Source organism: Arthrobacter sp. SLBN-100 (assembly GCF_006715305.1).
Classification (GTDB): Bacteria; Actinomycetota; Actinomycetes; order Actinomycetales; family Micrococcaceae; genus Arthrobacter.
The window spans coordinates 4,058,686-4,071,439 of record NZ_VFMY01000001.1 but is presented as its reverse complement, the minus strand read 5'-3'; the positions used below and the strand labels follow the sequence as shown (position 1 = coordinate 4,071,439).

The 12,754-nt window shown below is 63.5% G+C and carries 18 protein-coding genes and 1 pseudogene; 9 read left to right on the top strand and 10 right to left on the bottom strand.

Annotated features, from left to right (window positions below):
* The first annotated feature begins 164 nt into the window (after positions 1-164).
* Complete coding sequence (locus FBY31_RS23570) at positions 165-296, top strand: hypothetical protein (protein WP_268815651.1); 132 nt, start codon at positions 165-167, stop codon at positions 294-296.
* A gap of 196 nt (positions 297-492) precedes the next feature.
* Here the strand turns inward: FBY31_RS23570 and FBY31_RS23100 are convergent, their stop codons facing one another.
* Genes FBY31_RS23100 through FBY31_RS23845 form a run of 6 tightly spaced genes read right to left on the bottom strand, consistent with a single transcriptional unit; the run spans position 493 to position 2,493 of the window.
* Entirely contained in the window at positions 493-921 is a 429-nt protein-coding gene (locus tag FBY31_RS23100) for an aminotransferase class I/II-fold pyridoxal phosphate-dependent enzyme (RefSeq protein WP_200833404.1), read from the bottom strand.
* Positions 903-1,157 (bottom strand): aminotransferase class I/II-fold pyridoxal phosphate-dependent enzyme, encoded by a 255-nt coding sequence (locus FBY31_RS23565; RefSeq protein ID WP_200833403.1) that lies wholly within the window; start codon positions 1,155-1,157, stop codon positions 903-905. Before FBY31_RS23565 ends, FBY31_RS23100 begins: the two co-directional genes overlap by 19 nt.
* On the bottom strand, positions 1,157-1,666 hold the full coding sequence (locus tag FBY31_RS23090; protein WP_200833402.1) for an aminotransferase class I/II-fold pyridoxal phosphate-dependent enzyme: 510 nt from the start codon (positions 1,664-1,666) through the stop codon (positions 1,157-1,159). The genes FBY31_RS23565 and FBY31_RS23090 overlap by 1 nt, the downstream gene beginning before the upstream one ends.
* 54 nt (positions 1,667-1,720) lie before the next feature.
* Positions 1,721-1,813, bottom strand: a complete 93-nt coding sequence (locus tag FBY31_RS18800; RefSeq protein WP_235013222.1) for an excalibur calcium-binding domain-containing protein — start codon at positions 1,811-1,813, stop codon at positions 1,721-1,723.
* A 13-nt stretch (positions 1,814-1,826) separates the two neighbouring features.
* Positions 1,827-2,282: an HNH endonuclease family protein gene (locus tag FBY31_RS18795; protein WP_235013125.1), complete on the bottom strand. Its 456-nt coding sequence runs from the start codon at positions 2,280-2,282 to the stop codon at positions 1,827-1,829.
* Positions 2,248-2,493 (bottom strand): hypothetical protein, encoded by a 246-nt coding sequence (locus FBY31_RS23845; protein WP_235013124.1) that lies wholly within the window; start codon positions 2,491-2,493, stop codon positions 2,248-2,250. Before FBY31_RS23845 ends, FBY31_RS18795 begins: the two co-directional genes overlap by 35 nt.
* A gap of 3 nt (positions 2,494-2,496) precedes the next feature.
* Here FBY31_RS23845 and FBY31_RS18790 point away from each other — a divergent pair, with 3 nt between their 5' ends.
* Positions 2,497-3,012 carry a thiamine pyrophosphate-dependent enzyme gene (locus FBY31_RS18790; RefSeq protein WP_235013123.1) on the top strand — a complete coding sequence of 172 codons (516 nt, stop codon included), beginning with the start codon at positions 2,497-2,499 and terminating at the stop codon, positions 3,010-3,012.
* A gap of 370 nt (positions 3,013-3,382) precedes the next feature.
* Here the strand turns inward: FBY31_RS18790 and FBY31_RS18785 are convergent, their stop codons facing one another.
* Complete coding sequence (locus FBY31_RS18785) at positions 3,383-3,868, bottom strand: hypothetical protein (RefSeq protein WP_142045552.1); 486 nt, start codon at positions 3,866-3,868, stop codon at positions 3,383-3,385.
* A gap of 101 nt (positions 3,869-3,969) precedes the next feature.
* Here FBY31_RS18785 and FBY31_RS18780 point away from each other — a divergent pair, with 101 nt between their 5' ends.
* Positions 3,970-4,638, top strand: coding sequence for an ArsR/SmtB family transcription factor (locus FBY31_RS18780; protein WP_142044073.1), 669 nt, complete (start codon positions 3,970-3,972; stop codon positions 4,636-4,638).
* Positions 4,639-5,104: 466 nt separating this feature from the next.
* Here FBY31_RS18780 and FBY31_RS18775 read toward each other — a convergent pair whose 3' ends face one another.
* The gene (locus tag FBY31_RS18775; RefSeq protein ID WP_142044071.1) at positions 5,105-5,647 is read right to left on the bottom strand and encodes a hypothetical protein; all 543 of its coding nucleotides are present in this window, start codon (positions 5,645-5,647) and stop codon (positions 5,105-5,107) included.
* Positions 5,648-5,657: 10 nt separating this feature from the next.
* On the bottom strand, positions 5,658-6,311 hold the full coding sequence (locus FBY31_RS18770; protein WP_142044069.1) for a hypothetical protein: 654 nt from the start codon (positions 6,309-6,311) through the stop codon (positions 5,658-5,660).
* 668 nt (positions 6,312-6,979) lie between these two features.
* On the opposite strand from FBY31_RS18770, the gene FBY31_RS18765 reads away from it, so the two are divergent.
* The 5 genes and pseudogenes from FBY31_RS18765 to FBY31_RS23685 form a co-directional block, all read left to right on the top strand.
* The gene (locus FBY31_RS18765; protein WP_142044067.1) at positions 6,980-7,729 is read left to right on the top strand and encodes a response regulator transcription factor; all 750 of its coding nucleotides are present in this window, start codon (positions 6,980-6,982) and stop codon (positions 7,727-7,729) included.
* A gap of 174 nt (positions 7,730-7,903) precedes the next feature.
* Positions 7,904-9,106 carry a sensor histidine kinase gene (locus FBY31_RS18760; RefSeq protein WP_142044065.1) on the top strand — a complete coding sequence of 401 codons (1,203 nt, stop codon included), beginning with the start codon at positions 7,904-7,906 and terminating at the stop codon, positions 9,104-9,106.
* Between the two features lie 39 nt (positions 9,107-9,145).
* Positions 9,146-9,340 (top strand): hypothetical protein, encoded by a 195-nt coding sequence (locus tag FBY31_RS18755; RefSeq protein WP_142044063.1) that lies wholly within the window; start codon positions 9,146-9,148, stop codon positions 9,338-9,340.
* Positions 9,333-9,557: a hypothetical protein gene (locus FBY31_RS23840; protein ID WP_442858195.1), complete on the top strand. Its 225-nt coding sequence runs from the start codon at positions 9,333-9,335 to the stop codon at positions 9,555-9,557. The genes FBY31_RS18755 and FBY31_RS23840 overlap by 8 nt, the downstream gene beginning before the upstream one ends.
* Positions 9,558-9,566: 9 nt before the next feature.
* Positions 9,567-10,010, top strand: a pseudogene (locus tag FBY31_RS23685) (methyltransferase family protein); the annotation flags it as partial.
* A gap of 112 nt (positions 10,011-10,122) precedes the next feature.
* Here the strand turns inward: FBY31_RS23685 and FBY31_RS18745 are convergent.
* Positions 10,123-11,637 carry an MFS transporter gene (locus FBY31_RS18745; RefSeq protein ID WP_142044061.1) on the bottom strand — a complete coding sequence of 505 codons (1,515 nt, stop codon included), beginning with the start codon at positions 11,635-11,637 and terminating at the stop codon, positions 10,123-10,125.
* A 546-nt stretch (positions 11,638-12,183) separates the two neighbouring features.
* Between FBY31_RS18745 and FBY31_RS18740 the strand changes: the two genes are divergently transcribed.
* Complete coding sequence (locus FBY31_RS18740) at positions 12,184-12,750, top strand: hypothetical protein (protein WP_142044059.1); 567 nt, start codon at positions 12,184-12,186, stop codon at positions 12,748-12,750.
* Positions 12,751-12,754 lie beyond the last annotated feature (4 nt).

Here is a 12,754-nt window from a genome sequence, read left to right as displayed (position 1 = left end):
AAGCGCCGCCGTCGTACGTCCACCGAAAGCCCTGGCACAGACCTCGTTCCAGGGCTCCCCTGCCCGCCTTTAGTTGGACAGCGTTAGCCGCAACCCAGCGACCTGGAACGTCAGGGTCTCCGCGAACGTCCGGCCTACACGTCGGTGGCGGTAATGGTGGTGGTGTGCTCATCAAGTTCACCCTGCCCGCCCCTTCCATGGGATACCTGATGCTCGCCGCAGCCCGCAGGCTGCTGCGCGGGATTGCCAAGCCGCGCGAGCTGGAGGCGGTCCTGCGGGGCTTCCGCACAACATGACCACCATCAGGGTCCTGGAACTGCGGCACTTAGCGGTGCCATTTGGCCGGGATCAGGGGCAGCCAGGGGGATGATCTTGAACTATCTGCGGGTTGAGGATCCGGAGCAGGCCCCGGCCCGACAGTTTGCCCGCGCTGCAGAGCGCCACGGTGCACGGGGCCGCGGGAACTGTTACCTGGTGATCATGCCGCTGGGCTCACCGCAGCGCCGCGCCGAAGCGGTCCCCGATTCCGCTCAGGCGCTCCAGCCGCTCAGTGGCGAAGACCAAGCGGACGTAGTCCGGTGCCACCTGCTGTCCCCACTGCGTCATCGGGGTCGCGGCAATCCGTGCGTGCTGGAACAGCCGTTGCGCAAGTTCGGGCGCTTTCAATCCGAGGGCGCTCGCGTTTACCAGGAGCGACCACCCGCCGTCGGGCTTGACCACCGGGAGCCCCTCCAGTTCCCGCAGAATCAAGTCCCGCCGTGCCTGCCAGTCCGCCACCGCAGTGGCCACGCCGTCGCCCTGGCCGCCGTCCTTGGAAGCCAACAGCGCGGCGGCGGCGCCAAGTTGTCCGAAGCCGCTGGCCACCGTGGTGTTGTACGTTGCCGCAAGCGCCACATCCCGCATCACTTCTGCCGGTCCCACCGCCCAACGACGCGCCACCCGATCATCCGGAAGTTCTTGGATACTCCGCCGAGCGTGATGGTTCGCTCCGCCAACTGCTCCAACGACGGCGGGTGGCGGGACTGCAGGCTGTCGAAGAGAATCCTGTCCATGGCCGCGTCGTACAACAACCAGCAATCGGCCGCCGAACAGGCTTCCGCGACGGCGTTCCATTCGGCATCGCTGAACACATGCCCGGACGGCATGGACGAACTCATCAGAAGCAGGGCAGGCGTCTTTTTTGTGACGGCCGGAGCCATCCTTCCAGGTCCAGCCGCCAGTGGCCGTCGACCACCATGAGCGGCAGGAAGACGGGCGCCGCGTTGGCGAGCCTGATCCGGTTGATGAACCCCGCGTACGTCGGATCGGTGACTACCACTTCGTCGCCGTGATCCACCGTGGCCAGAAGGGTGCTGAGAAGGCCGGCGAGCGCGCCGCCCGTGATGGCCACCTCCGTTGCGGGGTCATAAGCGCGGCCTGTTTGCGCGCTGAGCTGGTCCGCAACCGCTTCACGCAACTGCCCGAGTCCGGTGAAGGGCAGCCAGCTGTTCGCATCCCGGCGGCCGACAGCCTCGCGGGTCACGGCCACTGCGGAAGGCGGCGGGGCAATGTCCGTGTCCAGGTTCTCCACCCCCAGCACTTCAGGGTCATCGCCGGCAGCGGCCGCCGCCTTCTCGATGCCAAAAGGCTGGATGTTCAGGAAACGTGACGTTCTCCCGCGGGGCATGAGTCGAGCGTCCCGCCGGCCTTTGGGGCTGTCAATGGCGCCCGAGCCCGGCAATTATCCCTCGCAGGCCACCCCGTCACCGTCACCGTCCACCCGGGAGCGATAGCCGTGGGTACCGGCATACAACGGCGCAGCTCCGGCGGCCACCACTTCTGCACAGTTAGCGTAGTAGACGGGAGCGGGGGCCGCCGCCTGAACGGAGGCCGGGGCCCCGCTGGCCGGGGCAGCCTGCGAGGATGTTTGCGATCGCGTCGTGCTCAGCCTGCGTCAACCAAAGGCTGTACTTCGCCTTCACGGAAACCTGCCGCGCGACGTACTCACAGCGGACGCCCTTGCTGGGTGGCAGCCAGGTGGCCGCGTCGCCGTCGCCCTTTTGCATGTTGGTGGGACCGTCGGTCGCCTGGAGGTTCAGCGGATCGTTCGCGAACGCCGTCCGCACGTCCGCGGTCAGCTGCTGCGCGCCCTTCTGCCACGCGTCGCTGAGCGCCACCACATGGTCGATCTGCACGGCGCTGCTCGTGGTGGTGCCGCGGACAAAGTGAATGGTGGCGCCCGTGTACGGATCCGCGAGCACGCCGGTCTTAACCGTGCACGGGACGCTGCTGGTGTAGGTCAAGGCCGCCGCGGGGCGTCTGCTCCAGCTGCTGAAGGGTGAGGCGGCGGCGGATGCCTGGCGCGCGGAAGCCCGCAAGCGGCTGGCCGAAGGACCGGCCCACCACCCAGGCTCCGACGACACCTCGGACGGCCGGCTGGACCCGCGCGCCCTCGCCATGGCGCTGGATGCCGTGCTGCCGGAGCGCCGCACGGTGGTCCAAGATGGAGGGCACTTCATGGGTTGGGCACCCATGTACTGGAACATCCCGCGGCCGCAGGACCTGGTGATGGTGGGGACCCCGTTCCAAGCCATTGGGCTGGGCCTCGCCAGCGCCGTAGGGGCGGCCCTTGCGGTGGAGGACGGCCGGACTCTGGTGCTGGCATCCGGCGACGGCGGTTTCCTGATGGGTCTGGCCGACCTCGAATCACTCATCGGTGCGGCGAAGAGCGCCATCGTGGTGATCTACAACGATGCCGCCTATGGAGCCGAAATCCATCAGTACGGCTCTCAGGGCCTGACCGAAAAGCCGATGCTGATTCCCGAGGTGGACTTCAGCGGGATTGCCCGGGCGCTCGGCGCCGAGTCGGCGATCATCCGGTCGCTGGCGGACCTTTCGGCGCTCACGGACTGGATCGATGGCGGCGCCAAGGGAACCTTCGTGGCCGACTGCCGGATCACCTCCAGCGTCCGGGCTCCCTGGATGAGCGAGTGGATGAACGCCAAGCAGGCGGCGAAAGCGGGGGTGTCCTGATAAGTAGCCTCGACGGTCGCTACTCCCGCATCCCGGGATGAACCGGAACAAAATCAATCAGGCGCAGGAACTGGGGGTGTCCGTGACGATGTTGTCCGATAGACGGAGCGTGACAAACGCATCCACCGCCTTGGCAACCTCACTGTGGTCGCAGGCGGTTTGAACAGCAAAGTTTTTAATGGCCCCAATCTTCCTGCCGGCTCTCAGGACTTCTCCTGCTACTCCTGCAGGTCCAGGGAGCGTTCGGCCACTTAAGACTGAGACGACATTCTGTAGAAGGCTTTTCCACAGAACTTGGACGATGGCCTGATTCGCCCGGTGCATGACAGAACGCCTGGCTGGATTACGGGATCAGCCAGGCGCGTGAGTGTCAGTGGTCTGTCACCGCGTGGCTTCGGAGTCCGCTGTAGGCTGCCACAACCCCTACCAGGAAAATGAGGACGGCGAGGTAGATCAGGCCGAGGTGCCCCAGCGTGGCCAGACCCCACGGGTAGTGCGCGGGAAGAGCCACCGCGAGTGCGACGACCGGGACAATAACGGCAGTAACGAAAGCCCACCGTTCTCCGCGGCGCACCCCATACCAGGAAAGGCCTGCAACAGCCAGCCCGGTCGCAGCAATGAAGCCGCTGACCGCGATGTGAAGATGGCTGATGTAGTGATACAGCTGCGGGCTGAACGCCTCGATCTCCGCCTTGCCCTTGTCCACTTGATCGGGCCCGATGCCCAGTTCGAGGAAGGCGTCCGTGAAGTTCATGACCAGGAAGATCACGGCATACCCGACGAAAGCCAGGCCGGCCAGCGCCATGAGAGCTGCTCCTGTCCGGAGGTTGGACTGTTGCCGTTGGGGAGTTTGCATGGTGGGCACGACCACCACTTCCTTTCTTATTCAAGTAGATACTTGAATAAGAAACCCATGACGGTAGGCTTGTCAAGAGATCTCTTGAATAGGAGGGGCGAGTGGGCGACCAGCAGGCTAAGGATGCGCTTTACGACGCCCTCGTAGAAGCTGCCAAGGCCTTGGGGAACGGCCGGCGGGCACAGCTGATCGATGTCCTTGGCCAGGGCGAGCGGTCGGTCGAGGAGCTCGCCGGAGAGATCCACCAGAGTACCGCCAACACATCCCAGCACCTGCAGCGCTTGCTGCGGGCCGGCCTCGCCTCGTCCCGGCGTTCGGGGACGCGGATCTACTATTCCCTGGCCAGCCCGGCAGTGGAGCGGCTATGGAGGGCACTTCGCGAAACAGCCGAAGCCCACCCCGGGGAGCTGGGCGAGCTGGTGCGTGCCTACGTCGGCGATCGTGCCGAGCTGAGCATGATCACGCGCGACGAACTGCTTCTGCGGCTTCGGCAGGGCGACGTCGTAGTGCTGGACGTGCGGCCGCTGCCCGAATACGAGGCCGGACATATCCCAAATGCGATTTCCGTGCCCTTGCCGGAGGTCAAGTCCCGACTGCGCGAGGTTCCCCAGGCGAGCGAAATCGTTGCCTACTGCCGCGGACCATATTGCCTGTATGCCGATGAGGCCGTGCGGCTGCTCACGAATGAAGGGCGCGTCGCCGCAAGGCTCGAGGAAGGCTTCCCCGAATGGAAGGCGGCAGGGCTCCCGATAGAAGGCTCGGCCAGGTGAGCGGCTTCCATCCAAGACTGCGTCCTCACTTCACGACGGAGTGTCCGCGCGTCACCTCACGCTCATTACAAGTTCGGGTAGGGGGCATCGGAGGGCGATAGCTGTGATGAAGCAAAGGCAGCGCAGCCTATAAGCCCAGCTAGACCACCTGGGGTGAAAGAACCGATATCCGCAGCATCGCCCGCGGCCCGTCGGCCCATTCCTGCTCCTCCAGGCAAACGACTCACGGCTTCCCAAGTCCCGCCCCCCGGAACTAGCGGCCAAGAGCGGGAAGTTCAGCAACTTATTTACGATCTCGCCCTCCGCGGCCAGGCAGTGTCCGCAATAATTCGCACCCAAGGCAATCCTCAGCAACAAAGCCGACGGGCCGCCGTCATGACTTACGACGGCGGCCCGCTGGCCAGGTGCCAAACTTCCGTATGGTCCCGGAGCCCGTCCGGACCACATGGCCCGGTGAAATACACAGTCAGGGATGGCTATCCAGTAGGCGGATCTGTTCACGCAACTTTTCCTCCAAGGCGTCAACGTTTTTCAGCCGGGCCGTTGAGAATGCAAACACCGCAACCCCCAATGTTGCGGTGGCCACGGCGCAGCAGAGGAAAAAGAGGTCCCCTGCGGGGTCACGAAGAATACCGTAGCCATCGATGACGATGACCAACGCTGTCCCGGTCGGGAGCACCCGGAGGGCCAGCGAGTACGTCCTCCCCTGTTGAGCGAGGTCATCGCGCCAGTCACTAAACAGGCTGGCCAGCGGCAGGACGCCGGAGCGGACTGCATATTTCAACTGGTCCTGGTGTCCCTCCGGCATGGCGGCCGGCAGCGCTCCGGCTGGTAATGGTTTTAATGCCAGAACGACTCCCGCAGCGAGAAGAACCACCGCGGAGGATGCGGCATAGATGCAGGTGGTGCCTGGGTAAAGATCCAGGCACACGACCATGCAGCAAGGCAGAAGAATGACGAAACATGCGGCAGGAAGCCACGGCAGCCCGCTCTTGGCTCCCTTTGACATGTCCCTAGCCCTAGCTGACGACGGGGTTTGCCGGGCTGACAGCCGCCCGAGACCTTGAGTGGTTGCGGGCGAAGCCCCAGCGCAGGCTGATCACCAATTCCCACACCAGGATCAGTAGGTAGGACGGCGCGAAGCCGGACTCCGGGATATTGGCGCCAATTACTACCGCAGTGACGATGTTGCCCGCCCCGATGACGATGCCGGACCATGCCAGTGCCCGGCCCAACTCCTTCGTTTTGAGGGCTGCCAGCGCGACGCAGAGCACGAACAGTCCGGCTGGCAGCAGGCCGACCATGAAATCGACCTTGCCTATCTGGTTGACTAACGCGGCCTGCTCCGGCGAAATCTGGTCACGCAGGGAATATCCTGAAATAAGAGGGCCGGCGGAACCGAGTTTCACAGCAATCTGGACAACTGCACCGGCCATGCCCACCGCGGCAACCCAACCCGCATCACGCAGGCGCCAACAAACGTAACCCACGAAAGTCATCCAGGCTGCGAAGGCCAGCAGTTTCATGCTGATCGCGGCCTGGGCGGCCGGGTTTACGGCCATACGTACGAAAGAATCCAGGCTCTCCTGGCCCGTCGGCACGTCAGGCAAGTTGGGGTCTGAGCCTATGGCGATAGCGGTGTTTGCCAAGATGAAATAGGCGGTGCCGCTCAAGGCTCCGACCCTGTCCATGACGGTGACGGCTCCCCCCGGCGCCGGCTGTCCCGTGCTCCTATGGCCCTCGGATTGAATTTCGTTTGCTCGGTCTGGACGGGTTTTCATGATGATTCCTTTCCTTTGATGGTGGTGCCACAGTGGCGAGTTGTTTGGTGCGGACGTCCACGCCGGTCGGACGGAGTCCAGGATGCGGGGTGGGCGGATCTTTGCCGGCTCATCTTTGGGTGAGGCGACGAAACTTCCAGAGTTCGGGAGAGCCTTTCAGCGGCGTGGCCGGATGATCCTGCTGACTCGAGACGTCCTGCCATCCATTTGATGCTGGAGGTACTGTGCTTTCCGATGCGCTCCCGTAGGGCGCAGTCGCAATGAGGCCGAGGCTGAGGACGATTGTGGTCAGCCGTGCTGCTGGTTGTCTGGAAATCCAGCCCATCGGGGCCTCCTGGGTCTTTCAACTCCATGACCTGCTTCTTCATGGAGTTGATAGTGATCAGTGTCGGTTGCGGCAGGTGGGCGGCGCATCGACCCCCGGTAGCCATTCCGATATACATCGGCAGGGCATGCCGGGCGGTCATCAGCTACATCCCACGGCCTACCGAACGCCCGCATCCACGGGTTCATGTTGGCCGTGGCTTTTCAGCGCGAGGATGGATAGTGTCCACTCATGGATGGCACAGGAAGCGGGTGCGCCCGTGGCGGCAGGCGATGCGCCCGTGTCGGCCGGTGAAGCCGACGGCCGCCTCCGTGTGGTCCTTGTCGATGACGAAGCCCTGATCAGGGCAGGACTGGCGCTGCTGCTGGAGTCAGAGGCCGACATGGTGGTCGTCGGGGAGGCCGGTGATGGCCGCGCCGGTGTTGAAGTGGTCGCGGGGCTACAGCCCGACGTCGTGGTGATGGATATTCGCATGCCGGTCATGGACGGCGTCGCGGCCACCCGCATCCTCACCTCCGAAGAGTTCAATGGCGGCCGCAGGGAAGCGATACCCGTCCTCATCCTGACCACCTTCAATGAAGATGAGGCTGTCCATGCCGCCCTGCGTGCCGGCGCCTCCGGCTTCATCCTCAAGAACTCGGCGCCACGCATCCTGGCATCCGCCATCCGTGCCCTGGCCGAGGGAGCCGGCTGGCTTGACCCGAACGTCACCCGTAAACTCCTCGAGGAATTTTCCAACGGACCGGAGCCTTTTCTTCCCACCCCGGCGGAGTTGGATGAGCTGACGCGCCGTGAACGGGAGGTGCTCGCGGCGATTGCCCGCGGAATGAATAACGCTGAGGTCGCCGCGAAGCTATTCCTGAGCGAGGCCACAGTGAAAACGCACGTGCACCGCATCCTGATGAAACTTGGCGTGGCAGACCGGGCGCAGGCTGTGGCGGCGGCGTACCGGTTGGGCCTCGTCAAACCGGACGGGCGCAGGTGAGCATTCCAACCTGAGGCGCCCTTCCCGATTACCGCAATGGTCCACCCGCGGGTGTATGCCATCGCTCATACGGAGGGTGGATGAAGAAAGTCCTGCCCGGGCGCACACTGAGGACAGAGGCATAGCCTTCAGTAAGAACCCGTTGTGAGGTGGACAGTGGTCCAAAAATCGTCGATGTCTAAGGTGGCGCACTCCGGTCGGGCGGGGGTGAACCGGTCACCCGGCTTCACCAGGGCAGATTTCGCCGTCGTGCTGCTGGCATTTGCCGTCGAGCTCGCCAGTTTTTTTCCGGCTACGTCCGGCTCGCTCTCTGGAGCCTTGGCCGTGGCGGCTCTTGTTTACGTGGCGAGCGGATTCGTCCCACTCTTTTGGAGGCACCGCGCCCCGGTGATGGTTTTCTCCGGGCTCTTGCTGCATCAGGCGATCTTCGTAGTCTTCGTCACTCCGAACTACTTCGACTTCTCGGCCGTTTACCGCGTCCCTTACATGCCAATAACGACTGTCCTGGTGGCGCTGGCCGCAGTGGCATCCGATCGGTCGCTTCGGCAGTCCCTGACGGCCCTCATTACCGCAGTCGCCTTTCCTGTCCTGATCACTTCACGCGGCAGGCCCTTTGATGAGGATTTGTGGTTCATCGGTACCGGGGCCGTGTGGCTGGGAGGGGCGTGGGCCTTCGGCCGTTTTGTGGCGCGAAACCGTCTCCGCATCAACTCTTTGGAGGAAGAGCGGCGCAGGGCTGAAGCCGCAATCGCGCAGGAACGCGCGCACATCGCCGCCGAACTGCACGATATCGTCTCCCACGCCGTCACGGTAATGATGCTGCACGCCGCCGGCGGCCGCAGGGTTATGGACACCGATCCCAAACGTGCCGCCCAGGCCCTGGAAGTCATCGAATCCGTTGGAACGGAGGCGACGCAGGAACTTGCCCGCCTCCTGGGACTGCTGAAGCCGCCTGGTGGGACGGCGGACGAAGGACAGCAAAGCCCGCTGCCGACGCTGAGCGACATTCATGGGCTGATCGAGCCTGTTCGTTCAGCAGGAGTGAAGGTGGACGTGAAGACATCCGGGGAGGCTGGAAAGCTTGACCCCAGCGTAGGCCACGCTGCGTACCGCGTGGTGCAGGAGTCGCTGACGAACATCTCCAAGCACTCCGGATCAGGAACCAATGCGCTCATCGATCTACGGTGGGAACCCCTTACGCTGACCCTCAGCATTTCCGACGACGGTGGCGGCAGGCCCGAGGACCGTCTTGACGGTACTTCAGGCTATGGGCTCTTGGGGCTCAAGGAGAGAGTGGAAGTCGCCGGGGGGAGCATCGAATGGGGGCCAAAGAACCGGGGGTTCTTCCTGAGCGCCCGCCTTCCCTCGTCGCCTTAGCGAAACCCCTAGCCCTGGAAAATCGGCACAGAGCCCCACGTGACCTACCTCGTGCGCCACCGGAAGCAGGAGGCTCTCCGCCGGGACAGGCTACGCTTCGTCTCCCCCAGCGCTGACCGGACGCACCCGGTGAAGGCAATCACTGCGGCGGTGGACTCCCACATGTTCGATCTGATCCTCGTCACGGTTGCCCAGTCGCTAAAACGTCCCCAGCATCGACTTCTCTATGCTTGACGACATTGTCGGTGCCCTCTGGAAAAGTGGCCATTCATCGCCGCCGCGGGAATTGTCAATTGCCGATTCCCGCAACTTCAGGCGTCCCGGCACACCGGCCATAACCAAGGAGTACGTGACGTACCGTGAAGCCACACTGGACTTCATCGCCAATCGAAACCATCGGATAGACAAGTGGTGCGGGACAACGGTACCGACAGCGAGGGATGAGCGTTAGCCTGAGACCATGGCAGCCGAGCTCGGTTCCGCGGGCACCCTGACGGGACGCGTGAAGGCGGCATACGAAAATCTTCCGCTGCCGGCACCCGTCGTGGTGGGAATGGCCCTCGATCTGGTCCTTGTCAGGCTCCACCCCATGCCACTTCCCGGCCCCCGTTCCGTTCACAGGATGGCGGGGGCCGGACTGGTGTTGGCAGGCGTCGGCCTGAATGTCTGGGCTCTGGCGGAACGTCGACGGCGCTCAGCGGGCCCCTTCGAGTTGGAGCGGCCTGAGGAACTGGTGGCCACCGGACCCTATGCCATCACCCGCCATCCGATGTACGTGGGCTGGTGGCTCATCCAACTCGGCGCCGGAACCCTGGCCGGTTCAACCTGGGTTCTCGCGCTGCTGCCGGCCGGGCTGCTGGTGGAGCATCGGTCTGTCCTCGACGAAGAGGCCACGCTTTCCGAGCTGTTTCCGCAGTCGTACACGGACTACGCGGAGAAAGTTCCGCGCTACCTTGGCTCCCGCGCACGTAGGTACCTGCGGCACTCACGCAAGTGCCGACGTCGTACTCCCTGCGTTACATCACCGTCGGCTTCCCGGGCCGCCCCTTGTGTGACGCCCGTGCAATCTCAAAGCTGCTCTCGAACGGCAGCGAGTCCAGGACCAGCAACGGGTTGGTGTCCTGCGTCTCCACCAGCTTCCGGGCGGCTTCCTCCGACTCCACGCTGGGCATGGAACCGGGCAGGTGGCGCCCTGCTGATTCCGGCAGGAACCGGATGGCCACGGCGGCAACCGCCGCCACGGCCATGAGGTAGTACGCAGGCATCATGTCATTGCCGGTCAGCTCGATCAGGGCCGCGATGATGAACGGAGCCGTTCCGCCGAAAATGGCCACCGCCAGGTTGTAGGCGATGCCCATGGCGGAATAGCGGTGCTCGGTGGGAAACAGCGCCGGCAGCGCCGAGGCGAGGTTGGGCACCGAAAAGGCCACCGGGAAGGCGATGAGGGCCAGGCCCAGGAGCGTTGCCGGAACGCTGCCCACCGCTATTGCCAGAAACGCGGGAACCGCGAACACCACGGTGCTGAAGGCCCCGATCCACAGCACGCGGCGGCGGCCGATCCGGTCCGAGAGAAGCCCGGTGAAGGGGATGCACAGCGCCATGGCCACCAGGACCGGGAGGGTCAGCAGCGCCCCCTGGACCTCGTCGTACCCCTTGTTGCTGGTCAGGTACGTGGGCATGTAGGACGTGAGGGCGTAGGCCACCGTGTTTGCAGCCGCCGCCAGGATCATGGCCAGTACCAGAGGCCGCCAGTGGGCCTTCACAATGCCCACCGGGCCCACGGGGCGGAGCTCTTCTCCGGTCCCGGGACGCTTCGCCGCCACGGCTTCGGCTTCCAGCGTGGCTTTGAAGGCGGAGGACTCCTCGATCTTCATCCGGAAGTAGACGGCGACGATGCCCAGCGGACCCGCCACCAGGAACGGGATGCGCCAACCCCACTCCCCCATCTGCTCCTGGCCCAGGGTCAGCTGAAGGGCGGACACCACCGCCCCGCCCGCCGCGAAACCCAGGTAGCTGCCCATGTCCAGGAAGCTGACGTAGAAGCCGCGGCGCCGGTCCGGCGCATGTTCACACACAAAGGTGGTGGCCCCCGAGTACTCGCCCCCGGTGGAAAACCCCTGCACCAGCTTGGTGGCCACCAGCAGCACCGCCGCCCAGAGGCCCAGGACCTCGTACCCCGGAAGCAGGCCGACAACGAAGGTTGCGGCGGCCATGAGCATGAGCGTCATCGCCAGGACCTTCTGGCGGCCGATTTTGTCGCCCAGCCAGCCAAAGAAGATGCCGCCCAACGGCCGGGCGATGAACGTGGCGGCGAACGTCCCCAGCAGGAACAGGTTCTGCACTGCCTTGTCCGCTTCCGGCAGGAACACCGGCCCCATGGTGGTGATGAGGTAGCCGAACACACCGACGTCGTACCACTCCATCGTGTTGCCGACGATGGTCCCGCCCAGCGCTTTCCGCAGCGTGCGGTGGTTGACGACGTTGACATCGGATACTTTCAGCCGCCGCTGCTGCCCGCTGCGTTCTGTCATGGCCCGCTCACCGCCGCCTCACTCATCACGCTGTCACACGTCGTCGTGCTTCCGGCCCGTCTGGCCGGCAAGAGCCGAACACTTTCGATCATCCTGCCACCGAGGCACTGTGGCAACAGCGGAAGCAGGAGGTGTCCCCCAATGGAAGGACACGGTGACGCGCAATAAGCCGCCACCGGGGCAAGCTTGGCGACCCTGGGGACGAGGACAGGGCTTCCAGCGAACAAAGCGGAAAGCGTAAATCTTGCCTCTTTCCTGCGAAACTCTTGCATTTCTACAGATCAAGGGCATTTATGCTAGTTCGAAATAACGTTTAACATCAATCGAAAGTTGCATCCACAGCCGCTTTGCGGAGAGCACCTGTCTGGGTGCATTTGTTGTGAAGGGTTTGGACAAAGACTCAGCCGGCCAGTGGCATCTTGCGTTTACCCGTGGCACAGATCTCTCCAAAGAACGTCGACAGGCCTCCGCCGGCTCCGATCCAACCTCGGCTATCCGCACCATGGACACCGGACTCCGGATGTACGGAAAGGACAATCCCGCATTGTGAAACGTAACAAGCAAGAGACAGAGCTGACCGACAATTACAGGCAGTTCATCGAACAATTGGACACCGCCTCGCGGAACCTCCGCGCTCGTCAGGATTCGCTCGGCAGGACTCTCCAAATTGCGGGCATGCTGTTCAAGCAAAACGAGCTTGGACTGAAACTCTGGGAAGAACGGCGGACCAGGGTAGAGAAGCTGGTCAGCAAACAGAATCTGCCGCCGAAAAAGGCAGACTCTTTGCGAGAGCTGCATGAGGTCGCCCTCCGAATGGAATCGATGTTCCAGCTTCGCACGCAATGTATCAGAGAAAAACAATTTATGGTTGCGAGTAGCTTCGATGAGATCGATAAATCTCTTGTCGATCTAGACAGAAACAAACTCAAACTCCATTCGTCGCGGATGCTCTCGCGCGATCATGAGAACCTCAACAGAGTTGCAGCCGACCTGTCTGGAACAGCTCAGTACGCGGCTCCGCCCTCATCAGATCCAGGCCTTCGGGAAGATCTCAATGAAGCCAGGAGAGCTATTGTCCTGGCCGAAGCGCTCCTTGAGCTGAAGGGAAAGTGACCCC